Source organism: Brevundimonas vesicularis (assembly GCF_014204545.1).
GTDB lineage: Bacteria > Pseudomonadota > Alphaproteobacteria > Caulobacterales > Caulobacteraceae > Brevundimonas > Brevundimonas vesicularis_B.
In genome coordinates this window covers 821,808-840,460 of the sequence record NZ_JACHLJ010000001.1, presented here as the reverse complement: position 1 = coordinate 840,460, position 18,653 = coordinate 821,808, and the positions used below count along the sequence as shown (strand labels likewise).

35 protein-coding genes are annotated in these 18,653 nt (G+C 64.0%); 18 read left to right on the top strand and 17 right to left on the bottom strand.

Annotation, left to right across the window (positions count from 1 at the left end):
* Positions 1-14: 14 nt before the first annotated feature.
* The 3 genes from HNP47_RS04290 to HNP47_RS04280 all read right to left on the bottom strand — a co-directional run bounded on the left by HNP47_RS04290 (position 15) and on the right by HNP47_RS04280 (position 3,434).
* Positions 15-1,862, bottom strand: a complete 1,848-nt coding sequence (locus tag HNP47_RS04290; RefSeq protein ID WP_184278475.1) for an anti-CBASS protein Acb1 family protein — start codon at positions 1,860-1,862, stop codon at positions 15-17.
* Positions 1,862-3,088 carry a phage terminase large subunit gene (locus HNP47_RS04285; RefSeq protein WP_184278474.1) on the bottom strand — a complete coding sequence of 409 codons (1,227 nt, stop codon included), beginning with the start codon at positions 3,086-3,088 and terminating at the stop codon, positions 1,862-1,864. Before HNP47_RS04285 ends, HNP47_RS04290 begins: the two co-directional genes overlap by 1 nt.
* A gap of 70 nt (positions 3,089-3,158) precedes the next feature.
* On the bottom strand, positions 3,159-3,434 hold the full coding sequence (locus HNP47_RS04280) for a hypothetical protein (protein ID WP_184278473.1): 276 nt from the start codon (positions 3,432-3,434) through the stop codon (positions 3,159-3,161).
* 73 nt (positions 3,435-3,507) lie between these two features.
* On the opposite strand from HNP47_RS04280, the gene HNP47_RS04275 reads away from it, so the two are divergent.
* Positions 3,508-3,774 carry a hypothetical protein gene (locus tag HNP47_RS04275; protein WP_184278472.1) on the top strand — a complete coding sequence of 89 codons (267 nt, stop codon included), beginning with the start codon at positions 3,508-3,510 and terminating at the stop codon, positions 3,772-3,774.
* 128 nt (positions 3,775-3,902) lie between these two features.
* Here the strand turns inward: HNP47_RS04275 and HNP47_RS04270 are convergent, their stop codons facing one another.
* From HNP47_RS04270 to HNP47_RS04235, 8 genes are all read right to left on the bottom strand, one after another.
* Complete coding sequence (locus HNP47_RS04270; RefSeq protein ID WP_184278471.1) at positions 3,903-4,670, bottom strand: hypothetical protein; 768 nt, start codon at positions 4,668-4,670, stop codon at positions 3,903-3,905.
* A 406-nt stretch (positions 4,671-5,076) separates the two neighbouring features.
* Positions 5,077-5,868, bottom strand: a complete 792-nt coding sequence (locus HNP47_RS04265) for a hypothetical protein (RefSeq protein ID WP_184278470.1) — start codon at positions 5,866-5,868, stop codon at positions 5,077-5,079.
* 137 nt (positions 5,869-6,005) lie between these two features.
* Positions 6,006-7,577 carry a DEAD/DEAH box helicase gene (locus HNP47_RS04260; protein WP_184278469.1) on the bottom strand — a complete coding sequence of 524 codons (1,572 nt, stop codon included), beginning with the start codon at positions 7,575-7,577 and terminating at the stop codon, positions 6,006-6,008.
* Positions 7,571-7,822 carry a hypothetical protein gene (locus tag HNP47_RS04255; RefSeq protein WP_184278468.1) on the bottom strand — a complete coding sequence of 84 codons (252 nt, stop codon included), beginning with the start codon at positions 7,820-7,822 and terminating at the stop codon, positions 7,571-7,573. The genes HNP47_RS04260 and HNP47_RS04255 overlap by 7 nt, the downstream gene beginning before the upstream one ends.
* A complete protein-coding gene (locus HNP47_RS04250) occupies positions 7,819-8,802 on the bottom strand; it encodes a ParB N-terminal domain-containing protein (protein ID WP_184278467.1) in 984 nt (327 codons plus the stop codon). Before HNP47_RS04250 ends, HNP47_RS04255 begins: the two co-directional genes overlap by 4 nt.
* Complete coding sequence (locus HNP47_RS04245) at positions 8,799-9,038, bottom strand: hypothetical protein (RefSeq protein ID WP_184278466.1); 240 nt, start codon at positions 9,036-9,038, stop codon at positions 8,799-8,801. The genes HNP47_RS04250 and HNP47_RS04245 overlap by 4 nt, the downstream gene beginning before the upstream one ends.
* Complete coding sequence (locus HNP47_RS04240) at positions 9,035-9,718, bottom strand: hypothetical protein (protein WP_184278465.1); 684 nt, start codon at positions 9,716-9,718, stop codon at positions 9,035-9,037. Before HNP47_RS04240 ends, HNP47_RS04245 begins: the two co-directional genes overlap by 4 nt.
* Positions 9,715-9,876, bottom strand: coding sequence for a hypothetical protein (locus HNP47_RS04235; protein WP_184278464.1), 162 nt, complete (start codon positions 9,874-9,876; stop codon positions 9,715-9,717). Before HNP47_RS04235 ends, HNP47_RS04240 begins: the two co-directional genes overlap by 4 nt.
* Before the next feature lie 50 nt (positions 9,877-9,926).
* On the opposite strand from HNP47_RS04235, the gene HNP47_RS04230 reads away from it, so the two are divergent.
* Complete coding sequence (locus HNP47_RS04230; RefSeq protein ID WP_184278463.1) at positions 9,927-10,130, top strand: hypothetical protein; 204 nt, start codon at positions 9,927-9,929, stop codon at positions 10,128-10,130.
* Here the strand turns inward: HNP47_RS04230 and HNP47_RS04225 are convergent.
* From HNP47_RS04225 to HNP47_RS04210, 4 genes are all read right to left on the bottom strand, one after another.
* Positions 10,109-10,552, bottom strand: coding sequence for a hypothetical protein (locus HNP47_RS04225; RefSeq protein ID WP_184278462.1), 444 nt, complete (start codon positions 10,550-10,552; stop codon positions 10,109-10,111). The genes HNP47_RS04230 and HNP47_RS04225 overlap by 22 nt on opposite strands.
* Positions 10,553-10,608: 56 nt before the next feature.
* A complete protein-coding gene (locus tag HNP47_RS04220) occupies positions 10,609-10,794 on the bottom strand; it encodes a hypothetical protein (protein ID WP_184278461.1) in 186 nt (61 codons plus the stop codon).
* 126 nt (positions 10,795-10,920) lie between these two features.
* On the bottom strand, positions 10,921-11,181 hold the full coding sequence (locus tag HNP47_RS04215; protein WP_184278460.1) for a hypothetical protein: 261 nt from the start codon (positions 11,179-11,181) through the stop codon (positions 10,921-10,923).
* Positions 11,178-11,450 (bottom strand): hypothetical protein, encoded by a 273-nt coding sequence (locus HNP47_RS04210; RefSeq protein WP_184278459.1) that lies wholly within the window; start codon positions 11,448-11,450, stop codon positions 11,178-11,180. The genes HNP47_RS04215 and HNP47_RS04210 overlap by 4 nt, the downstream gene beginning before the upstream one ends.
* Between HNP47_RS04210 and HNP47_RS04205 the strand changes: the two genes are divergently transcribed.
* The 4 genes from HNP47_RS04205 (at position 11,385) to HNP47_RS04190 (ending at position 13,093) form a co-directional block, all read left to right on the top strand.
* Complete coding sequence (locus HNP47_RS04205; protein WP_311770019.1) at positions 11,385-11,861, top strand: helix-turn-helix transcriptional regulator; 477 nt, start codon at positions 11,385-11,387, stop codon at positions 11,859-11,861. The genes HNP47_RS04210 and HNP47_RS04205 overlap by 66 nt on opposite strands.
* Entirely contained in the window at positions 11,858-12,055 is a 198-nt protein-coding gene (locus HNP47_RS04200; protein WP_184278457.1) for a hypothetical protein, read from the top strand. Before HNP47_RS04205 ends, HNP47_RS04200 begins: the two co-directional genes overlap by 4 nt.
* 133 nt (positions 12,056-12,188) lie before the next feature.
* Positions 12,189-12,722, top strand: coding sequence for a Panacea domain-containing protein (locus HNP47_RS04195; RefSeq protein ID WP_184278456.1), 534 nt, complete (start codon positions 12,189-12,191; stop codon positions 12,720-12,722).
* The gene (locus HNP47_RS04190) at positions 12,722-13,093 is read left to right on the top strand and encodes a hypothetical protein (RefSeq protein WP_184278455.1); all 372 of its coding nucleotides are present in this window, start codon (positions 12,722-12,724) and stop codon (positions 13,091-13,093) included. The genes HNP47_RS04195 and HNP47_RS04190 overlap by 1 nt, the downstream gene beginning before the upstream one ends.
* Positions 13,094-13,150: 57 nt before the next feature.
* Here HNP47_RS04190 and HNP47_RS16175 read toward each other — a convergent pair whose 3' ends face one another.
* Both HNP47_RS16175 and HNP47_RS04180 read right to left on the bottom strand, forming a co-directional pair.
* Positions 13,151-13,441: an SHOCT domain-containing protein gene (locus HNP47_RS16175; protein ID WP_221414909.1), complete on the bottom strand. Its 291-nt coding sequence runs from the start codon at positions 13,439-13,441 to the stop codon at positions 13,151-13,153.
* Between the two features lie 65 nt (positions 13,442-13,506).
* Positions 13,507-13,752 carry a hypothetical protein gene (locus HNP47_RS04180; protein ID WP_184278454.1) on the bottom strand — a complete coding sequence of 82 codons (246 nt, stop codon included), beginning with the start codon at positions 13,750-13,752 and terminating at the stop codon, positions 13,507-13,509.
* 172 nt (positions 13,753-13,924) lie between these two features.
* Between HNP47_RS04180 and HNP47_RS04175 the strand changes: the two genes are divergently transcribed.
* The 12 genes from HNP47_RS04175 to HNP47_RS04120 are packed head-to-tail and all read left to right on the top strand — an operon-like array spanning position 13,925 to position 18,650.
* Positions 13,925-14,239, top strand: a complete 315-nt coding sequence (locus HNP47_RS04175; RefSeq protein WP_184278453.1) for a TetR/AcrR family transcriptional regulator — start codon at positions 13,925-13,927, stop codon at positions 14,237-14,239.
* Positions 14,239-14,646 carry a hypothetical protein gene (locus HNP47_RS04170; protein ID WP_184278452.1) on the top strand — a complete coding sequence of 136 codons (408 nt, stop codon included), beginning with the start codon at positions 14,239-14,241 and terminating at the stop codon, positions 14,644-14,646. Before HNP47_RS04175 ends, HNP47_RS04170 begins: the two co-directional genes overlap by 1 nt.
* Positions 14,643-14,792 carry a hypothetical protein gene (locus tag HNP47_RS04165; RefSeq protein ID WP_184278451.1) on the top strand — a complete coding sequence of 50 codons (150 nt, stop codon included), beginning with the start codon at positions 14,643-14,645 and terminating at the stop codon, positions 14,790-14,792. Before HNP47_RS04170 ends, HNP47_RS04165 begins: the two co-directional genes overlap by 4 nt.
* Entirely contained in the window at positions 14,789-15,103 is a 315-nt protein-coding gene (locus HNP47_RS04160) for a hypothetical protein (protein ID WP_184278450.1), read from the top strand. Before HNP47_RS04165 ends, HNP47_RS04160 begins: the two co-directional genes overlap by 4 nt.
* The gene (locus HNP47_RS04155; protein ID WP_184278449.1) at positions 15,103-15,309 is read left to right on the top strand and encodes a hypothetical protein; all 207 of its coding nucleotides are present in this window, start codon (positions 15,103-15,105) and stop codon (positions 15,307-15,309) included. Before HNP47_RS04160 ends, HNP47_RS04155 begins: the two co-directional genes overlap by 1 nt.
* The gene (locus HNP47_RS04150; RefSeq protein ID WP_184278448.1) at positions 15,306-15,548 is read left to right on the top strand and encodes a hypothetical protein; all 243 of its coding nucleotides are present in this window, start codon (positions 15,306-15,308) and stop codon (positions 15,546-15,548) included. The genes HNP47_RS04155 and HNP47_RS04150 overlap by 4 nt, the downstream gene beginning before the upstream one ends.
* Positions 15,545-16,369 carry an ERF family protein gene (locus HNP47_RS04145; protein WP_184278447.1) on the top strand — a complete coding sequence of 275 codons (825 nt, stop codon included), beginning with the start codon at positions 15,545-15,547 and terminating at the stop codon, positions 16,367-16,369. The genes HNP47_RS04150 and HNP47_RS04145 overlap by 4 nt, the downstream gene beginning before the upstream one ends.
* On the top strand, positions 16,369-16,572 hold the full coding sequence (locus HNP47_RS04140) for a hypothetical protein (RefSeq protein ID WP_184278446.1): 204 nt from the start codon (positions 16,369-16,371) through the stop codon (positions 16,570-16,572). Before HNP47_RS04145 ends, HNP47_RS04140 begins: the two co-directional genes overlap by 1 nt.
* The gene (locus HNP47_RS04135; RefSeq protein WP_184278445.1) at positions 16,569-17,309 is read left to right on the top strand and encodes a hypothetical protein; all 741 of its coding nucleotides are present in this window, start codon (positions 16,569-16,571) and stop codon (positions 17,307-17,309) included. Before HNP47_RS04140 ends, HNP47_RS04135 begins: the two co-directional genes overlap by 4 nt.
* A complete protein-coding gene (locus tag HNP47_RS04130) occupies positions 17,306-17,728 on the top strand; it encodes a recombination protein NinB (protein ID WP_184278444.1) in 423 nt (140 codons plus the stop codon). The genes HNP47_RS04135 and HNP47_RS04130 overlap by 4 nt, the downstream gene beginning before the upstream one ends.
* Entirely contained in the window at positions 17,725-18,207 is a 483-nt protein-coding gene (locus HNP47_RS04125; RefSeq protein ID WP_184278443.1) for an HNH endonuclease, read from the top strand. Before HNP47_RS04130 ends, HNP47_RS04125 begins: the two co-directional genes overlap by 4 nt.
* Positions 18,204-18,650, top strand: coding sequence for a hypothetical protein (locus HNP47_RS04120; protein ID WP_184278442.1), 447 nt, complete (start codon positions 18,204-18,206; stop codon positions 18,648-18,650). The genes HNP47_RS04125 and HNP47_RS04120 overlap by 4 nt, the downstream gene beginning before the upstream one ends.
* Positions 18,651-18,653 lie beyond the last annotated feature (3 nt).

The window sequence follows — 18,653 nt, the reverse complement described above, 5'->3', positions numbered from 1 at the left end:
GCGGTCTCCTGGGATCAGGCTTCGGTGAGCCGCGAGGACCAGTCTTCGTCCAGCTCCTGGAAGATTTCCGGGCCGAAGAGCAGCTTGCCGCGATAAGGCTCGACCTTCGTCAGATCGATGGTGCCGCCGGCATAGGTGATCGTCACGTGCGGCTGGTACTCGGGATAGTCCCACGATGCGCCGGCGTCGCGGCGGATCGCTTCGTGGCGCCAAGCCAGTTCGGATGAGTTGAAGAGCAGCACGACCGCGCCCTTGTCGCCCAGCTTCTCGACCAGACGGGCGCCGCCGGGTTCAACAAGCAGGTGTCCGTTCTTGTCGTTGCTCCAGGGCTGACCCGCCTTCATCCAGTCCACCGCGACACGGCTGAAGGCGATCGTGACGTGCAGATCGTCGGCAGGGGTCGTTGTCTCGAAGCCCTGCGCCTTGGCCCAGGCAATGAACTCGGCGGCGTTCAACAGCTTGCGCTGGACGTAGAGGCTGCGGGGCGCGGCGTCTACAGCGACGACGGGAGGCGCAATCTGGGGGGTGACCAGAGCCAGCGCTTCTTCGTCAGCACCAGTGTCATCGTCCTGCTCGCTGAGACGCCCGTATTCGTCCATGGCGGCCTCAAGGCCGGGCAAGTGACCGTCCTCGACCAGACGATTGACCAGGGCGTCGGACAGAGCCTCAAGCGGCATCAGCGGTTCGGACGTGCCGCCATTGCCCGCGATGGTGCGCGCTGCGTCGGCCGTGGTCTTGAAAATGTCCGCCTTCTCTTTTTCGCTGATCTGCCACAGGGGGGCGAAGGTGAAGTGGACCTCCGGGGGACGTGAGCCCAAGGCCGAGCGGATCAGCAGTTCGTCGAGGCGTTCCAGCCGGGGGCGAAGATAGACCTGCTGCTCGGCGGCGAGCCGGTCATAGTAGTTGCGGAGGTCGCTCTCGCCGGTGCTGTTCATGCCCGATGGCGACTGACCCAGCAGGCGGGTTGCGGGGATGTCTGCGGCGCCGGCGGCGATCTGAAGATATAGCTGCAGCACCTCGGGCAGCTGCGAGAAGCTGACCTGCTTCTGCTGGTAGTCTTCCTCGGCATCCATCACCAAGCCGTTGCTGATCGACTTGGCGGTGTTGGCCAGGCTGATGCGGTCCAGCACCTTCTGGCGGTAGGATTCGTCGCCGACGTTCGCCATGAAGTTCGGCAGCTTGAAGACGTCGACCTTGGCCTCTTGGAGCAGCTGGGCGATGCCGGCAGCGGCGAGGCCCGCGTTCTTGATCGCCTCGTCCAGGGCCTGAAGGATGCTGTCGCCCCAACCGTCGCTCCCGGTGGCGAGGTCGGGCAGTTCGGCGCCGACGAAACGGATGACGCGCGAGGGGTGCAGATCGACCTGCCGGCCGCCGTTCCCGCTCATCGTGTACTTGATCGGCTCGCCCCAACCGGGGGAGGCGGGGTCTTTATCGATCAGGCCTGCGCTGATCTCGTACTTGCTGGCGACGTGGATGAACTTCAGCCCGCCGGCGCCGACGCTGTCGAGGCGAAGCGGTTGACCGAGGGTCGTCTCCCCGGTTCCCAGGATTAGCGCGGCGCCACCATGCAGGCGGGCCATTTTCAGCACGCGGGCCAGCTTGGGCCAGACTTGTAGCCGGGCCTCTTCGGCTTCCAGCTTCTCGATTGCGGTGGCCTCGGCCTGCCAGTTCCGGCCTTCGCGGATCATGTCGAAGGCCGGGATGTCCACGGCCTTGCGGCATATCCAGTCGGTTCGATAGGCGGTGTTTGCCTGCTCGGGACTGAGATAGGCCATCGAGTAGGCCGCAGCCGAAGCCTTGTCCTTCTGCGTCCCCATGGCGGTGACGAGGTTGACGAGGCGGTCGGCGGCGAACAGGCGCATCAGACGTTGGCCAGGCTGTAGTTCGTGCCGCTAAGCATCAGCTCAGTCAGGGCCCAGACCAGTGCGTCGGCGCGGTCTGGTGAGCCCTCGCCGACAAATCCGGCTTGGGTGAAGTTGACCATCTGGTCCTCCAGATCCGGGAAGTCGCCGACGTGCGACACTAGGCCCTGTTCGTAGAGGGCGGACACAGGCTCAGCCCGAACGGTCTTGCCCCGGCTGGCCTTGACCTCAGCGTAGGGGACGCGCTTGTCGGCCGTCTGGACGACGAAGCGGACCATGTCGCCGCCGAAGTTCGACTCCCCGATGACCCGGTCGGCCTGGAAGTCGTGATAGGCCTGAACGGCCATTCGCCCCCATCCATCGGGGGACAGTTGGCAGGTTCTGTCAGCCAGGACGTAGGCCCGGCCGTCGATGCCCTTGCCGGCGGCAACGATGCCGATGTCGTCCCCGCCGCCGTCGCCTTTGGTGCCGGATGGATCAACTGCGATCACGACCCGCACCATCTGGGGCAAGGCTGGCGTCGCGATCCGCGTGCTGTCGATGCCGGGGATTACCCGGCCATCGGGCGCCTCGCGATCGTCAAGCGACCAGAGGGCACCGTTGACCTCGGACGCCCATTCGCCCTTTTCGAAACGCTGGCGCTTGGCGGCCGACATTCCGCCCAGGATGTCGAAATACTTCGATGGCAGGTTGGCTCGGTTGTCTGACGGGTTGACCAGCATCTCGACATAGTCGTCGGGATCGGAGACCGCCTCCTTGGTGCCGGGCTTCAGTTTCAGCCGGAAGAGTTGGAACGACCAGTGCAGCTTCGATGGCGGGTTGCAGTCGTAATAGGCCTTGAGGGCGAGGCCGCTGTTCTCAGCTAGGCGCGACATCGCCACTTCGATCGAGGACCAGGGTATCTGGCTGCTCTCGTTGAAGTAGATGGTCGAGTACTCGCCGCCGAGGATCTTCTCGACCCTCGCCTTGTCGTCCAGTCCGCCAAGGATCAACTGCGAACCGTTTGGGAAGGTGGCGACCAGGTCGGTTTCGTTCAGCTCCAGCGGCACGCCCGGAAAACATAGCCGCATGACCTTCGGCAGGGTGTCTCGCCAGATAGAGGCCTTCGCGTGATTGAACCGAAAGCGGAACACGGCGTGCTTCGAGTTCGACGCCTTCATCGCCCTGACGCACATGGCGCGAATGATCAGAAACGTCTTGCCCGATCGGGATCCGCCCCGAAGCATGATGTTTGTCGCCGCGCTGGCGAGAAGCCTGTTCGCCTCTCGCTGCTTAGGCGTCAGGGAAAAGGCCACCCTACAGCTCGGCGTCGTCCGGCGAGATGTTGATGCTGATGCCGCCGTGGTTCACGTTGGCGTCGACGGCCGCCAGCCTAGCATGGACGAATGGCGCCGCCGCCTTAGCTGCCTCGAAGCGCATGGCTTCCGGCTTCTGGTCGTCCCGAAGGATGCCGAGCATATAGTCGAGAGGCGTCAGACCTGAGCCTAGAGCCGCTTCTGCGATCTCACGCGTCTTGGTCGTGATCGCGCCTTTCTTACGCCCAGCGCCGGGGCGCGCACCGCCTCGGGCCATGTTTGATTTCCTTTGATTGTTTTCAATCGGGGAATCGAAATATCCCGCAGGTTGTTTTTTATAGGGGGGATCGATGAAGAGGTTTCTTGTAGCTTCGGCTCTACTGATTTTGGGTGCCTGCAATCCGCAGCCAGAGCCCGTCGAACAATCAAACGTCGGCAGGTGGATGATCTACAACCAGGGTAACCTGCGAGACATGGTGTTGCTCGACACCGTCACCGGTAAAAGCTTTGCTGCCGTGCCGAACACAGGCGCGATAATCGGCAATCCAATGGGGTCGTACACTACGGTCGACGGCGCTCAGCTCGTGTGGACACCGATCACGATGGATCAGCGCTGAGGCCGCTTGGTCAAATCTGACGCGCAACGAAAAGCCCCGCGCTCAAAAGAGGCGGGGCTGATCTTCTGGACGCGCGAAGCGACCTTGCCTTTGTGTACCCTGCTTCGACCGGTCGGAAAAGCCCTGAGTTATCTTCCGAAATCAGCGCCCCTGAACCATGTCACCTTCTGCTGATGAGGCTCGAGGGCAGGTCGGTCGTTGGCGGGGATGATGGCCTTGGCAGTCGCGACGCCGCGCGCGTGGATCAGATTTTCACCTAAGGCCCGGATCCGGGCCGCCTGGCTTTCGTCAGCCGTCTCTCCCGTCTCCGCCTCCACGGTCTGGCGCCAGTTTCGCGCCAGCGCCTTCTCTCCGGTCATCAGGGCGGTCAGCAGGCGAGCGTCAGTCGGCGACAGGCCCAGCAGCGTCTTCTTTACCCGGCCGGCCGCGTCTATCGCTTCCTGGGTGACGTTCTGGCCCGGCGCGCCTTCGCACGTCGCGCGGATGAAGTCGGGCCGGCGTTCGCCACCTGACGCCCCCTCCGACAGGTGAATGTCCGTCTCGTGGCCCCGAAACGCCTCATAAGCGCGCTGTGAAAGGGCGGGCCGGCCCTTGGGATAGCCGTTGGTCGGCTTTCCGTGACGGTTGCGCAGGATCGTAAAAACGTCCCGGCGCCAAGCTCCAAGGACCTCATTCGTGTTCTTGTCCACGTTCACGTCGGCGCCTTGGGCCTTCAACCGCGCGACTTCGGCTCGCCGCTCTCGCAGAAGAGCGTTGGTTTCGGGCTGCTCTTTTTGGGCGACGCCCTGGGCCTCGGCCTCTTTCTGGGCGCGTTTGATCGCCCGCGCCTCGTTGGCGGCGCGAGTTCGCTCTTGCTGTTCCGCAAAGGTCAGCGGGATAGAGTTGCGCTTGGCCATTATGCTGCGGCTCCCTGGTGGTGGCGGTTGGCGGAAAAATCGGCGCGGGTCACTGTCTGAATTTCCTCGGTCAGATTTGTATTGCTGGTAGGAGAGAGCCTGAGCGAAGGCATAGGACGACCAGCCCAGGGGCCTCGCGGCCTCCCAGGTTGGTCCCCATGCCTCCACGATCTTGCTGGCCGGAGCCGAGCCGTCGTCTTGGCCGATCTGGTCGAGTGACTATCGCCGGATCGTCGAGTGCTACTTGCGACACCTTGGTCATCGTGCCGGGAACCGCGCTTCACTCTTTCGGACTGCGCTTCGCCTGGGGTTCCGCCCCGTGGTAGGCTTCCGGTCTCTGGCGCCACTGTCTTCAAACCGTCCGCCAGGCCGGCCCCGCGTTCCTCAAGAGCGCGGGGTCTCTTCATCATCCCAGCGCCTCCCTAAGGTGCAGCGCCACGGCCCGAAGGCCCTCCCGCTGGTGAAGGTCGTTGAAGTCGTCGCCCATCTGCTTGGGCATCGTCCACTGGCGACCTGAGCGGCGGGCGTAGAACTCTCCCGCGCCCTTCCAGTCTAGCGTCTCGACGGGCTTGTCGTGGTCAGCTGCGATGCGCGATCCTGCGATGGATTCTGCCACCTGACCGACATTGGATGCCGAGAAGGCCGAAAGGACAGTCGCCGAGGCCCCCAGTAGGCGCAGGGCGGCCCTGATGGTCATGGCGGTTCCGATGCCCTCACAAACCCATGTGTCGCGCCCCGTGGCGATCCGATGGGCGGCACCAGACATGACGCCTCGAAGGATGTTCTTCTTGGCGCCGTCGGGCGTGATGAACTGAACCGTCGTGATTGCCTTGCCGACGCGGCCGGGGATGATCAGGAACGGGCCCTGGCCCTCGGGCAAGGCGTGGGCCAGCATGTCGCCGAACCGGCCGGACGGGAAGAACTGGCGAGGGTCGTCGCAGACCAGCCCCAGCTCATCCGGGAAGCCTTTGGCCTTCAGGTAGGGGTGAACGTCCGTCCTGCACCCATGCACCAAGTCCGCACAGATGCGCTCCACGTCTCGACGCTCGGTCTCACGTTCAGCGTCCCGCTGCCGCCGGCGAATCTCGATCATCGGGTCCGCCGGGCGGTTATCGTTCGCGCCATCGACGCGGAACTTCTGCCCTTGGGCCGTCTGGTAGTTGTAGACGAAGCCGCCTTGCTGATCGTCATCGATCAACACCGCCGCGTCGTTCTTTCCGTTCTTCCCGAGGGAATCGGTTCGGGTCCATCGACCGGGCGCGCATCGGCGTTTGGGCGGCGACACCCTCACGGCATCACATGCCCGGCGCATGGCTTCATCCAGCGAAAGGGCGTTCATGCTGCCCTCTTCATTGGCGACTTCTTGCGGAAGCGAGCCGTCTCGCGTTCGACCAAGCCGTATGCTGCCGGGTCCACGACGGCAGGGATGCGAGCATGATACCAGCCGCTCGGCACCTTGGCGCCGGGATAGACGCCCCGGAACACGCCATAAGCCCAGCGCCGGGCATGATCTTCGCCCTGGCGGGTGTGGGCGGCGCAATAGTTGAGAGCGGCACGCCAGATGTCCTTCGGCCGCTTCAAACAGTCCGCCCTCAGACCGCCGCGCGCCTGCATGCCGAAGGCAGCCGGATCGAACTCGCGCAACTCACCTGCGACCGACTGGATGTCAGAGCGCGCCGGACGCTCCCACCCGCATGCTGTGCAGGTATTGCCTCGCATCCCTCCGCCGCACTCGACGCACTTGACCGGCTCGCGGTTTTTAACTTCGCGCTCACGGGCGATGCTGTCGCGCTTCGTCGCTGACGACAGCTCACCCGCGCCGTTGTCCCAGACGTCATACATGTCGACGGCGAAGCGTTCGAAGTTGCCGCAATGATCGAGCCAGAGGGCCTTAGTCTTCGAAGGATGGGTCCGCATGACGCGGCCTATCTCTTGGATGTGGCTCGACAGGCTCTTTCGGTAAGGCTTGCACGAGATCCCGACCAGGACGTCTGGCACGTCAAAGCCCTTGGTCAGCACGCCGCAAGAGACCAGCCCATGAATGAGGCTGTCAGGGCGGCGGAACTCAGCGATCTTTTCGGCGCGCTCGTTGTCGTCGCGGTCCTGGTAGCTGATCTGCTGGAAGTTAAACCCAGCCGCTGCGAAGGCAGCGCATAGCTCGCGCCCATGTTCGACGGTCGGGCTGAAAACGATGGTCTTGGCTGGGCCGCCAAAATGCTCGTTTGTCTTGGCGATCCACTCGGCCACCACATCGCCGACGATCTTGATGCCGGCCGAAGCTGCGCTCTCATCCGAGAACTCGCCGAAGCTGTTACGACCATACTCGCTCTCATCCGGCGATCTGGCGATATAGACCTTCGGCTCCATCAGGAAGCCGTCGTCAATCAGCGTCCGCGTCGTCGTGACGTTGACCATACCCTCCCAATGGTCCGCCATGCCGGCGGTGAATGGCGTGGCGGTCAGGCCGATGGCCACGGCGTCAGGATGGTCGGCGATGAACTTCAGGGTCGCCGCGTATTGGCAGTGCGCTTCGTCGTAGACGATCAGCGACGGACGCCGGGGCAGAGACCGGCGAGCCAGCGTCTGGACCGAGCAGACCTGCACGTTCTCGCGGGGAGCCCAGCGGCGGTTGATGCCCTGCACGATGCCGTGGTTGACGCCATATTCGTCGAGCGTCTCGCTCGTCTGGTTCACTAGGGCCACGCGGTCCACGAGGAACAAGGCGTAGCTGCCCTTCTCATCAGCTTGCTTCAGAAGGTGGGCCGCCAAGACTGTCTTGCCCGCACCGGTCGGGGCGCACAGGATTAGACGCTTGCGGCCCTCACGAAGACCGTCGCGCAATCCTTCGACCGCTGCATCCTGGTAGGGGCGCAGAACGATGTCCTTTGGGTCTCGGAAGGTCAGCATCCGGCGACCTCCGCATAGGCGCTGGCCTCAGCCTCGGCGCGAGACTGCCCGCCCATGTATTCGCGGATAGCCGCGCGCTCTTCCCAATGGTCCAGCGCTGGCCATGCCTCAGCGCACGCCGCGCGCCAGTGCGCCTTCAGCCATGCGAGGGCGGCAGGCGACAGACGGCCGGGCTTGAGCGTGAACCTCCATTCGGCGCGGACGACCTGACCGCCATGGGCTTGGATGCGGGCGAGGATGCTCACAGCGCACCCATGTCGATCGGCAGGTTCTCCAGTTCCTTGACGCGCGCCTCAGCCTTCACGGCCTTTCGCTCCCATCGCTTGGCTGCAGTCTGATGCTCTGCGATGCGTCCCTTGAGCTGATGCAGCTGGCGCTGGAGGTTGCCTATCACCTTTCCCTGTTCGCCGGAGGTGGCCTCGGCCAGCCTGGCGGAAAGGTCTTCACGCTCGTTCTTCAAACTGAGGGTCTTCGTCTTTTCGTCAGCAAGGTCGGCGCGCAGACCCAATACCTCGTCGATCAAGGCGTCCGTCGTCAGCTTCGCCAGCTTGCGGCGTTCGGGATCGACCGCTGCTTGTGGAGCAGTGTCCCGTTTTTCGTCAGGCTCTGAGGGCGCGAGGTCGGCCTCGACCTTAGCGACCTGATCCTCGGGCGCGAGGTTCTTGATGCTGTCGAGGTACTTGCCGGTGTCGAGACGGGTGCCCTTGATCATGCCCAGGGCATCGTCGGAGACCTTCTCGCCTCGCTCGGCATCGCGCTGCACGGCCCGCTCAGACTGGCCCGTCGAGGCGGCAGTGTCGGCAGTGAACCGTGGGGCAGGTTGCTTGTCGCCAACTTGGCGAGAAGCATACTGGTTGCCCTTAGGTGCATCCGCCCGCGTCTCGGGGTGCAGCGCCTCATAGGCCGCCTTCCGCCGGCGGGTGAACTCGGCCCGCTCCGACGCGGTCAACGTCGGCGCGCACAGATTTTCGTCGCACTCGGCGATGATCCGCTGATTGGCGTCGAGGTCGAGCGTGATCGCTGGCACTGCCGTCATCCCCAAGACGCGGCAGGCCTCCAGACGGTGCATGCCGGCGACCAGGGCGAAACCGCCGTCGGTCGGCGCCACGGTGATTGGGTTCAGCAGGCCAACTTCACGAATGCTGGCGACGAGGGCATCAACCTGCGGTCGGGAAGCCTGACGGACGCGATCAAAAGTCGTGATTTGGTCGATGGGGATGTTCATGGCTGGGCCTCGACTTCTTCGGTCAGGTCACGCAGGGCGTTCAGCAGTTCGGATTTCGTCATTCGGTCACGGGCCGCCAGAACGGCGAACCGGACCGTCAGGCGCGCAGCTTGGGCATGAGGTGTGTGGTCCTCGATGATCCGATCAACCTTGCGGCTGATGGAGGCGACGCCGACCGACGTGTCCTTGAGCAGATCGTGGCCAGCGCGATCGGGAAAGGGGATGATGGCGTTCATGCCGCAACCTCATCGGCCCGACGCTGCCGCAGGCGGTGCGCCTTGGCGCCGTAGCTGACGGTGCCGTTGTCGGTGTGGAGAAGGTCGCCAATGCTTTTCGCGGAGTAGCCGCAATCCATGAGCGCGGCCATGATGTGCTGGCGCGGGTGGGCGTACCGGTTGGCTTTCGAGGGCGGCGGCGCGAGATCCTTGAGCCGAAGGCCGTAGATGCCGGCTATGGCGTCAGCGACGCGCTCAGCCTCCGGCCCGCATGTCTTCGACGATCCCGTTTGTTTCGGTTCCAGCCCTGGCGCTTGCCGGGTCGGAAGACGGAGGCGGATGCGCCAGCTGTGAATGGTGTTCGTGCTGACCGAGAAATGGTCGGCTATTTCGGCAATAGAAGCCGAACCGGCCCACATCTCTGCAAAGCGCTTGTCGCGATAACCTTCCGCCGCCTTCAACCGCTCGTCAGCAGAGCGCGGCGACGTAGGGCCGGGAATGGCCTCAAGCGCGACAGGCTCCAGCGCCCGCTGCACGTCCTCACGGCAACGCCCCAAGACATTGGCGATGTTTTGAATGCCCCAGCGCTTGGCGCGCATGTCCTTCGCTTGCCGGATCTCGTCAGCCGTCAGGCCGCCGCGCCGAGTGGTCGCGAAAAGGCCGGCCGAGCCGATGGCCCCATGATTGGTCGGCACGGTCATCGCGCCTTCTCCGCGCGGTTTCCGCGCACGATCACTGAAAGGCCGGGCGCAACGTCGTCATCGCAACGGAAGACGCCGGGCTTTCCAATCAGGGTGCAGAACTTGCCGCTATCGGCATGATAGACGCGATCAACGATGTGGGTCTGGGGCGCGCTCATAGCCGCCACCCCATCGCCCGCTCAGCGGACAGTTGAGCGGTGCGGGCACGATGGACCTCAGCTTCGGCGTGGTGGATCGAGCGGGTGTCTTTCCGAAGCTTCGCGCGACGAAGCATATCCTTGGCGTCAGAAAGATCGCGTTGCGCGGCGAAGGCTCTCTCAACCTTCCGTTCTCGGATCGGCGCTGTCGCGGCCTGGAAGGCGGCGTGGGCGCGGAGGAAGAGGTAACCGATCACGACACCGCCCGCAGATGAGCGCCGCGCAGACCAGCCCGAAGCACCATAATGCGCTCTTCAAGGTCAGCCAGTTCGCGGTCGCAGTTGGAGAAGTCAGCGGCGGACACCGTCCCGTCGGACAGCGAGGCTTGAACCGCGCCCAGCACGTCGGCCGCTTCCTTCACCAGCCCACAGGCGTGGTGCATGGGATCGGCGACGACGGTTCTCGGCGCATCCACTTCGGCCAGCTGGGCGTCGGAGTAGAGCGTCGTCCCGCCATTGACCTGAAGGGCGCTCATGACGTCCGCAGGCATGATCCGGTCGGGGCGATTGGGATTTTGATAGAGCGACAGGTCGCTGACGCCGACGCGGCAGAGTTTCGCCGCCTTGTCCAACCCGCCGACATGCTCAATGAGCCGCCGGGCGAGGTTTGCATGTTCTAGAGGTGTGAGCCGGTCCATGTGCTTGCTCTGTTCTCGTTCGGTTTCGTCATGACGGCTCCGCTTCGTGCGCTTACTCAGGCGGCATCAGGCGGAGGTTGATCGGGTTGAGTGTCGTTGGCTGGTGGAGAGGTGGCGGTGGCCACGTAGGCGTCGAACGACGCAGGGTCGGGCACGACGCGGCGGATGCTTGGATGCAGGGCGCCGTTCAGTTCCTGGCGGACGACGGCGCGGATCATCTGGAGATCGTCGCTGCTCAGCATGGGGTGCTCCGGCGGGGACCTGGGGGGAGGGCGGCCCCCGCCGGAGCTTTCGCGCCGCAGCCCCCGGGCTCCCGTCCGGTAAGTGCAAGCCCAGCGCAGCGCGAAATTTGTGAGGGAGCGCGCATCTCAGGCGCCCTCGCCAACAACGGCGAGACCATGCTCCAACCGATGCAGCTTCACACGAAGCTGGTCGGAGCGCTGGTCGTTGATGTTGCCCCAAGGACCGTCAGCGAAAGCCAGCAGTTCGTCGCGGTCTTCCTGGATGGTGTGCTCGTAAACCCGATCAGCGGGAACTCGGTCATCGACGGTCAAAACCGTGACCTCGCCCGAGATACGAACGTCGAGCCAACCCTTCTCGTCATAGTGCATAATGACCATGGGCTTCATGCCGCCGCCTCTTGGGGAGGGGTGTCGGTGTCGTTGGCGGCGACACGGCGCTCGATGCTTTTCGGCGCGCGCGGTTCATAGATGGACCGCAACAGCCGCACCTCAGCCCGCGACTTCCCGACCAACGGCCCGGAGACGATCTTGTGGTTGTCCAAGAGCCAGAGCGCGAGCGGGACGCCGATATTTCTCGTTCCCGCGATCACATGATCAGCGAAGCTACGGGAGAGGCCTGCCCGGCGAAGATCGGCAGAGGTGATTTGCTGGGTCATAACCAAACCCTACAATGTGTAGGGTCACGCGACAAGCCCCGATCCTACATTCCATGCAAGGACACGGCGCGGCCGCCCCTTCATAATGTAGAGATGGCAGACGCTCCGTTCCCGAACCATGTCCGCGCTTGGCGAATGTTTCGCCACCTCACGCAGGAAGAGCTGGCGGAGGCTGTAGGATGTTCGACTGCCACTATTGGACACATCGAAACCGGCGTTCGCAGGTTGTCCGACAAGTGGGCGCACCCAATCGCAAAGGTCCTCAGCACGTCGCCCGGCTATCTGCTGGACCACGATCCCAACGACCTTCCGACCGCCATCCTCGACGTTTGGGCTGACATCCCCGAGGAAAGCAGGCCTCAGGCTCTTCGCGTGCTGGAGAGCTTCAAGCGGACAGGGACCGAAGGATGAAGCGACGGCTCGGTCGCAGCGTTGCTGCCGTCGCAGCGTGTGTGATCGTCATGGGCTGTGCAGATCAAGAAGCCAGAGACGCGGCCGACGAGGCCCAGGCACGAGCCGACGCCGCCTATGCCGTGTCTGACGAGGAGCGGCTGCGGGTTGACGACCTTGAGAGACGCCTAGAGCGCCTTGAGCAATACCGCTGACGCTAGTCTAGTTCTGGGAGGGCGCGACCGCCCTCAAAATGCGCCGTTGTCAAGGCATCCTTCAGGAATCATACTGGATAACGTGGCGGTACGGAGGGAATCGGTGAGGCTGACGCCAAACCATAAACGCATATTGGAGGCCACCCTGTATCTTGTGCAGGAGGGCGAGCGCAGGCGCGCGCCTGTCACGCAATATGAAATCGTGAAGTCTTTGTTTCTGGCCGATGTCGCCCATTTGGAGCGCTACGGCCGGCCTATTACTTTCGACAACTACGCTGCGTTGGAGTTCGGCCCTGTGCCCGAAGCGGCATATGACATGCTGAAGCCGAACTACAATCCAAACCACTACTTCGCTGATGAAGCATGGCCGCCTTGGCGTCGAGAGCACGCTCACAATCGCGCCTACTTCTATCGCGGACCCCGCCGTGATCCTAACCTTCGCGTGCTGTCGAAAACGGATACGGCGGCGCTATCTGCCGCGCTAGATGAAGTGAAGAGCCTGCGCTTCGGCGGCGTCGTTGATAAGACGCATAGGAACCCTGCGTACACAGAGGCTTGGAATAGCCGTGGTGAAAAGGGCTCCGCGCCTATGAACTACGCGCGAGTGATGTCTGAGCCCGACGAAGAGCTCGCAGCAGATCTCGCTGAGGCATCGCGTTACGCCTGATGCACAAGCCGGGAGAGGTGGTGCTGTTCTGGAGCGGGAGCGCCGGGAAAGAGAAGTTCCACCTCTGCGTCAGTCTTGCCGGCCGGTACCTCTATCTCAACTCGCCAAAGGTGCGCGTCTACGAGGGCGACTTGTCGCTTCCATGCACGGACTTCCCATTTCTTGATCCCACGCCTTCGGGGCAATCCATCGTTTGCTGCACCCTCGTGCTTGCTCCTACGCCTGCCGACCTAAAGGGCCGGCGCATGGAGGTGAAGGGAGTGGTTGGCGCTGATGTGCTGATGAAGATTGTAGAGTTCGTGGAATCCAGCGACGTGATCGCTGATGAGGAACGGGACCAGATACTCGACGGCCTCGGAAACTGGCTCTGACAGCAAAACGGCGGCCCCTTATGGAGCCGCCGTTGGTCGTTCCAGGATGGCTGCGAGTTAGCTGAGAAGCTGTGCTTTCTTCGCTTGGAACTCGGCCTCAGTGAGGATGCCCTTCTCTTTCAGGTCGCTCAACTTGGCGATTTCATCGGCATGGCTGAAGCCGGGAGGAGGGGCCGTCATGCGTCGCGCCGCCTCTCCCTGGGGCTTGAGCATGATGGCGTGAATGATGGCCACGATGAAGATCGCAGCGCCGTAGATCCACCACAAGAAGAATGGCCCATGACCCTTGTTCTTAGCAACGGCCGCCGGGATGAGGCCGATGAAGGCGGCTATAATCAGGATTTCCAAATGCTTCCCCCTAGCGGCCCCCTGCCGCTCTTGATCATCTTGCGTATCACAGCCAGTGCGGGTGTCTAGGCCGCCAGCACGTCGTGGCGGGGCGTGTCGCCCATAAGCGCGATCATCTTTGGTTCATCCCAAAGATCTTCGTCTGGATGGCCCTCCAGGCTGAAGACTGCAACGCCGTCCGCCCCGGTCAGCAGAATGTCCGCCCCGGCGCGCGCCCGATCCTCGTTCAAGAACTGTCGCACCTCACCGCCGACCAACCGGCCGCCCCGGCGCCAGAACGCCTGAGCGCAATAGATCGTCTTTCTGGCCATCTACCGTCTCCTCTCTCTCCCGTTAACGAATCGCCGGTTTTGCAGCCAAGTCGAGTCCTAGCGCGAGAGGCTACGTCCGGATTTGGCGTATCCATGCCTACAAAAAGTAGGAATAGGGGCTAGACGCAATCCCTACGATGTGTAGGATGGCTTCAACAACGGAGCCGCACTCATGCAGACCCAAGCCACCACCCCGAACAAGCGCCAGCTCGCCAAAGCCGCGACCCGCGCCAAGCTGATCGCCGCCGCCCGCAAGCTTTGGGCTGAGCCCGGCACCTATGAAGCCATCGGCATCCGCGAGATCGCCGACGAGATGGGCATGTCCACCGGCGCCGTCTTCGCCAACGTCGCCAGCAAGGCGGACCTGTGGCGGATCGCCATGCGCTATGAACCGCCCGTCGATGGCCCCGCCGTCCGCAAGCTGCTGCGCGCTGAAGCGGGCCGCGCCGCCTGCGCTGTCGCCATCGCCGAACGTGAGGCCGCGTGATGGCCGCCTCCACCCAACGCCGCCCCGGAAAGCACGAAGCCGCGCTTCGTCTGCTGCCGGAAGGCGCACAGATTGCCGATCAGGTCTGGGCCGGTTCGCCCAGCGAGGCCGCTGCGACCGCCCGCCAGATGGCGCTTCACGCCGGATCGTCCGCCGCCGCCCTGCGCGACTTCGGCCCGCACCGGAATGACGAAGGCGACAGCGCCATCCGCGCCGCCCTCTACGACTTTCAAGCCATGGAAGAGGGCAGGGCGAACGCCGACCTCGACTATCTGATCTCGGTCGCTAAGGGCGACGCCCTGACCGCCTACCTCGCCCGCAAGGAAATCGGAGAGCGCAAGGCTGCTGAATGGCGCCGTGAGCTGACCGTGGCGAAGGCGGCGATGTTCTCGGCGGTGGCGGCATGATCGGCGACCGTTTCATCATCGTGCCGTGCGAAGCGCCGGAGGCCGAAGGTATCTCGGTCATCTGGGACCGCGAGGCGGAACAGGTCATCGACGTTATGACCCCAGAGGAAGTCACGGCCTACTTCGAACAGGGTGGTGACCTGTGAACCGCATACGCGCCATCACCGCCCTCAAGGACAGCGTAGGCCCTACAGCCGTTGACGCCGCCATCGAGGCGATCCGCGACTTCCGCGAACGCTGGGGTCCGACCTGCGAGCCCGAAGAGGACGCGCTGACCCGCGAAATCCTCGGGACGCTGATCGACCTTCAGGTCCGCTCCGTCACGAGGGCCGTCCGGCTGGGCGAGGCCATGAGCCGCCGCCTGAACGCCGCGAACGATGCTGACCCCACCACCCCTGACACAGACCCTTCCGGTTCGGCCCTGGCTGTTCCGGTGAGCATGGGAGCCGCAGCCTAATGGCCTACGAATATGTGAAACAAGCGTACGGCGTGAACCCGGTTCCCGGTGCGCGCGTCCGGCACACGGTGACCGGCAAGTTCGGTAAGATCGCGGGCAAGAAGGCTTACGACAACTACGTCCACGTCGTGTTCGACGGCATGAAGTTCTCGACGCCCTGCCACCCGAAAGAGCTGGATTACAGCCCCGTGGAGGCCGCAGCGTGACCGACCTCCGCATCATCCCGGCCGATCCGCTGTTCCCCGCCGCCCGCGCCACCGGCAACCGTGACCGCTCCATGTCGGTCGTCGGGTCTGCTGATCCGGTCGGGCATTGGGGCGACCCGCGCACCGCGCCGTTCGACGCCCGCGCCACGCCGTTCCGGCTGCTGGCCCTCGTTCCCGCTCTGCTGGCCTGCATGGCGCCCGTCGCCGCGCTGGCCCTGCTGTGGAGCCGCCTGCCGTGACCGACACCCTTTTCCCCGCAGCAGAGACCGGAGAGGCCCAAGAAGCCCTCCGGGATGCTGCCGAACCTTCGGAGCAATCCATGACTGAGCAATCGTCGCCTAGCAGCGCCCTCCGCACTTCGGTTCATACCGACAAGTTCGATGTCGCCTTGGCAAAGGCTCAGGTCGAGCTGGAAAACCCGGCGAAGACCAAGACAGCCAAAGTAAAGGGCGTTTCCAAGAAGACCGGCAAGGACTTCGAGATGTCCTACACGTATGCCGACATAGGCGACGTGCTGGCTTCCTCGCGCCCAATCCTCGCCAAGCACGGCATCTCCATCACGCAAGTGCCGATGCCGCGCACCAACATGATGATGTTGGTCACGCGCCTGTCTCACGCAGGTCAGTGGATCGAGGGCGACTACCCGGTCTGCCAAATCGCTGCTGACCATCAGCAGATGGGATCAGCGCTCACCTATGCCCGTCGCTACGCACTGACGGCGATGATCGGTGTTGCGGCAGAGGATGACGATGACGGCGCGAATGCCGCGTCGCCGCAACGCCCGGCTGGAAACCATCAGCATCAGCAGCAGCAGCGCGAACCGGACTTCCCCAGCGCCGCCGCTCAATACGCCGCCGACCAACTGCGCCAAGCCAAGACGAAGGAAGAGTTCACCCACTTCTGGGAGGGCCAGAAGAGCGGCCTTCGCGAAACGCTGGACGACGGCAACTTCGCCCACGTCATCGGCGTGATGCGCACCGAGGCCAAGCGCTTCGCCGAGGCTCCGACTGAGAAGCCCGCCTCCGAAGAAACCCCCTTCGATCAAAAGGAAGCCGCCTGATGTTCTACGTGAACTCCAAGGGCCAAGACGTCGTGATCGCTGACATGGCGTATCCGCACCTGGCCAGCGCCCACGCCAAGCTGGTCCGCGAACAGCGTGACGGCCTGCGCCAGGCCGAGATCGACGCCATGGCTGCAGAACTGCAGCGCCGGGACGACGCCTTCGCCGCTGAGCAAGCTGCTCAGTCGGAGGATGCGGCATGAGCGCCGAGCCCATCCACCTGTCGAACTCGACACCCTTCGACCTGATCGCCGAGGACGCGGAGTCGTGGCTGGAAGAAGCCCGCAACTGGGCCGACGGAGCGACCATCGAAACCCAAAAGCAGGCTGACGCCGTGTCGGCTGTGATCGACGCCCTGCGTAAGTCGGCCGACGCCGCCGAGAAGCAGCGCAAGGTCGAGGTGAAGCCGTTCGATGACGCCAAGGCGGCGGTGCAGGACAAGTATGCGCCGCTCTTCGCTCCGGCGACGAACAAGACGCCCGGCAAAGTCCACAAGGCTGTCGCCGCGCTCAAGGCCGCCTTGGCGCCGTATCTGCGCAAGCTGGACGACGAGAAGCGCGAGAAGGAACGCATCGCCCGCGAGGAAGCGGAGAAGGCCGCCCGTGCCGCCGCTGAGGCCATCCGCAACGCCGACGCGGCCAACCTGGAAGCCCGCGAGGCCGCCGAAGATAAGATCCGCGAGGCCGAAGACGCTCAGCGGGCGGCGAAGATCGCAGCGAACGACCGCGCCCACGCGACGGGTGGTGAACGGGCCATGGGCCTGCGCACCAAGCACGTCGGGACCATCATCGACCTGAACGAGGCGGTGAAGTTCTACTGGCGCCAGGACGATGGCCCGTTCCGCCGTCTGGTCCAGAGCATGGTCGACGCTGACGTCCGCGCAGGCCGCCGCGGTTCGATGATCCCTGGCGTGGCGATCACTGAAGAGCGCGTGCTGTGAGCCGGTTCGCCATCCCCCTGAACGCCTTCACCCGCGAACGCGCCCACGCCTGGGTCGAAAAGGCCTGCCGCGAAGGTCTCGGCATGGTGATGGAGGTCCGCGACGGGAAGCGCTCGGACGCTCAGAACGCCGCCCTCTGGTCACTGCTGGGCCAGATCGTCAAACAGCGCCCCGAGCACAACGGCGTCCAGATGGATGCCGAAACGTACAAGGCTTTGTTCTTGGCGGCGCTTGGGCGTGAGGTGCGCTTTGTGCCGACCCTTGACGGCACCTCCATGCTCCCGCTCGGGCTTCAGTCGTCCAAGCTCACCAAGTCCGAGTTTTCGGATCTCATTGAGCTGATCTTGGCCTGGTCCGCGCAGAACAATCTGACAATCGAGCACTTCGACGCCGATGCAGACTTGCGGAGGGCGGCATGATCAAGGAGCACCCTCTCGCTGATCGGATACTGCGCCGCGTCGAATACGACACCGTGGGCGGCTGTTGGCTGTGGTCAGGCGCGATCATCGCAAATGCCGGCTACGGCAACTTGCCCATTCGCGGGAAGAGCGTCGCGGCTAGCAGAGCCGCATGGATGGCCTTTAAGGGCCCCATCCCGGACGGCCTGATGGTCTGTCACAAGTGCGATGTTCGCCTTTGCTGCAACCCAGATCACCTCTTCCTCGGGACGCAGAAAGACAACATGGCCGACATGACCGCCAAGGGGCGCGGTGTCGTCGCTCGTGGTGAAAAGAGTGGCAAGGCGCGGCTGACCGACGCTCAGGTCCGCTCGATCAAGGCTCAACTCCTTCATGGCAGCACGCAGCGAGGGCTGGCCGCCAAGTTTGGCGTTCACCCGGCCACCATCCAATCCATCGCAGACGGCCGGTCGTGGCGTCACATCGGGGAGGCCGCATGATGGTCACCGCTCAAGAGCGCGACATCATCCGCGCCGCCGCCCGCATCAAGTCGGCCCAGCGGAAAGAGGCCAAAGCCAAGATCAAGGGTGAACGCAAAGCCCGAGGAACCGCCACGCGCGGTCGCGAGACCGACACGGGGTTCCTCGCCTTCCTGCGCCGCCAGCCGTGCGCCGTGCGCCACATGGGCGGCTGTGACGGCCCGGTGGAGGCTGCGCATGTCCGCTATAGCGACGCGGCGGCTGGATCAGTGAACCCGGGCATGCAGCGGCGCAATCACGACCGTCACTGCAACCCGCTCTGCCACCACCACCACCAGCACGACCAGCACAAGCGGAATGAGCGCGCCTTCTGGGCTGCTGCCGGCCTCGATGCCTACGCGTCCGCCGCTCAGTACTACGCCGAATATCAGGGCGCCGCCCCTTCCTCCAACAGGGAGGGCTAGAGG

Excerpts from the sequence above, each read along its gene's own strand:
- HNP47_RS04290 (WP_184278475.1), bottom strand. The coding sequence starts at position 1,862 with ATGCGCCTGTTCGCCGCCGACCGCCTCGTCAACCTCGTCACCGCCATG.
- HNP47_RS04285 (WP_184278474.1), bottom strand. The coding sequence starts at position 3,088 with ATGCTTCGGGGCGGATCCCGATCGGGCAAGACGTTTCTGATCATTCGC.
- HNP47_RS04280 (WP_184278473.1), bottom strand. The coding sequence starts at position 3,434 with ATGGCCCGAGGCGGTGCGCGCCCCGGCGCTGGGCGTAAGAAAGGCGCG.
- HNP47_RS04275 (WP_184278472.1), top strand. The coding sequence starts at position 3,508 with ATGAAGAGGTTTCTTGTAGCTTCGGCTCTACTGATTTTGGGTGCCTGC.
- HNP47_RS04270 (WP_184278471.1), bottom strand. The coding sequence starts at position 4,670 with ATGGCCAAGCGCAACTCTATCCCGCTGACCTTTGCGGAACAGCAAGAG.
- HNP47_RS04260 (WP_184278469.1), bottom strand. The coding sequence starts at position 7,577 with ATGCTGACCTTCCGAGACCCAAAGGACATCGTTCTGCGCCCCTACCAG.
- HNP47_RS04250 (WP_184278467.1), bottom strand. The coding sequence starts at position 8,802 with ATGAACATCCCCATCGACCAAATCACGACTTTTGATCGCGTCCGTCAG.
- HNP47_RS04245 (WP_184278466.1), bottom strand. The coding sequence starts at position 9,038 with ATGAACGCCATCATCCCCTTTCCCGATCGCGCTGGCCACGATCTGCTC.
- HNP47_RS04240 (WP_184278465.1), bottom strand. The coding sequence starts at position 9,718 with ATGACCGTGCCGACCAATCATGGGGCCATCGGCTCGGCCGGCCTTTTC.
- HNP47_RS04235 (WP_184278464.1), bottom strand. The coding sequence starts at position 9,876 with ATGAGCGCGCCCCAGACCCACATCGTTGATCGCGTCTATCATGCCGAT.
- HNP47_RS04230 (WP_184278463.1), top strand. The coding sequence starts at position 9,927 with ATGGACCTCAGCTTCGGCGTGGTGGATCGAGCGGGTGTCTTTCCGAAG.
- HNP47_RS04225 (WP_184278462.1), bottom strand. The coding sequence starts at position 10,552 with ATGGACCGGCTCACACCTCTAGAACATGCAAACCTCGCCCGGCGGCTC.
- HNP47_RS04220 (WP_184278461.1), bottom strand. The coding sequence starts at position 10,794 with ATGCTGAGCAGCGACGATCTCCAGATGATCCGCGCCGTCGTCCGCCAG.
- HNP47_RS04215 (WP_184278460.1), bottom strand. The coding sequence starts at position 11,181 with ATGAAGCCCATGGTCATTATGCACTATGACGAGAAGGGTTGGCTCGAC.
- HNP47_RS04205 (WP_311770019.1), top strand. The coding sequence starts at position 11,385 with ATGATCAGCGAAGCTACGGGAGAGGCCTGCCCGGCGAAGATCGGCAGA.
- HNP47_RS04210 (WP_184278459.1), bottom strand. The coding sequence starts at position 11,450 with ATGACCCAGCAAATCACCTCTGCCGATCTTCGCCGGGCAGGCCTCTCC.
- HNP47_RS04200 (WP_184278457.1), top strand. The coding sequence starts at position 11,858 with ATGAAGCGACGGCTCGGTCGCAGCGTTGCTGCCGTCGCAGCGTGTGTG.
- HNP47_RS04190 (WP_184278455.1), top strand. The coding sequence starts at position 12,722 with ATGCACAAGCCGGGAGAGGTGGTGCTGTTCTGGAGCGGGAGCGCCGGG.
- HNP47_RS04180 (WP_184278454.1), bottom strand. The coding sequence starts at position 13,752 with ATGGCCAGAAAGACGATCTATTGCGCTCAGGCGTTCTGGCGCCGGGGC.
- HNP47_RS04175 (WP_184278453.1), top strand. The coding sequence starts at position 13,925 with ATGCAGACCCAAGCCACCACCCCGAACAAGCGCCAGCTCGCCAAAGCC.
- HNP47_RS04170 (WP_184278452.1), top strand. The coding sequence starts at position 14,239 with ATGGCCGCCTCCACCCAACGCCGCCCCGGAAAGCACGAAGCCGCGCTT.
- HNP47_RS04165 (WP_184278451.1), top strand. The coding sequence starts at position 14,643 with ATGATCGGCGACCGTTTCATCATCGTGCCGTGCGAAGCGCCGGAGGCC.
- HNP47_RS04155 (WP_184278449.1), top strand. The coding sequence starts at position 15,103 with ATGGCCTACGAATATGTGAAACAAGCGTACGGCGTGAACCCGGTTCCC.
- HNP47_RS04140 (WP_184278446.1), top strand. The coding sequence starts at position 16,369 with ATGTTCTACGTGAACTCCAAGGGCCAAGACGTCGTGATCGCTGACATG.
- HNP47_RS04135 (WP_184278445.1), top strand. The coding sequence starts at position 16,569 with ATGAGCGCCGAGCCCATCCACCTGTCGAACTCGACACCCTTCGACCTG.
- HNP47_RS04125 (WP_184278443.1), top strand. The coding sequence starts at position 17,725 with ATGATCAAGGAGCACCCTCTCGCTGATCGGATACTGCGCCGCGTCGAA.
- HNP47_RS04120 (WP_184278442.1), top strand. The coding sequence starts at position 18,204 with ATGATGGTCACCGCTCAAGAGCGCGACATCATCCGCGCCGCCGCCCGC.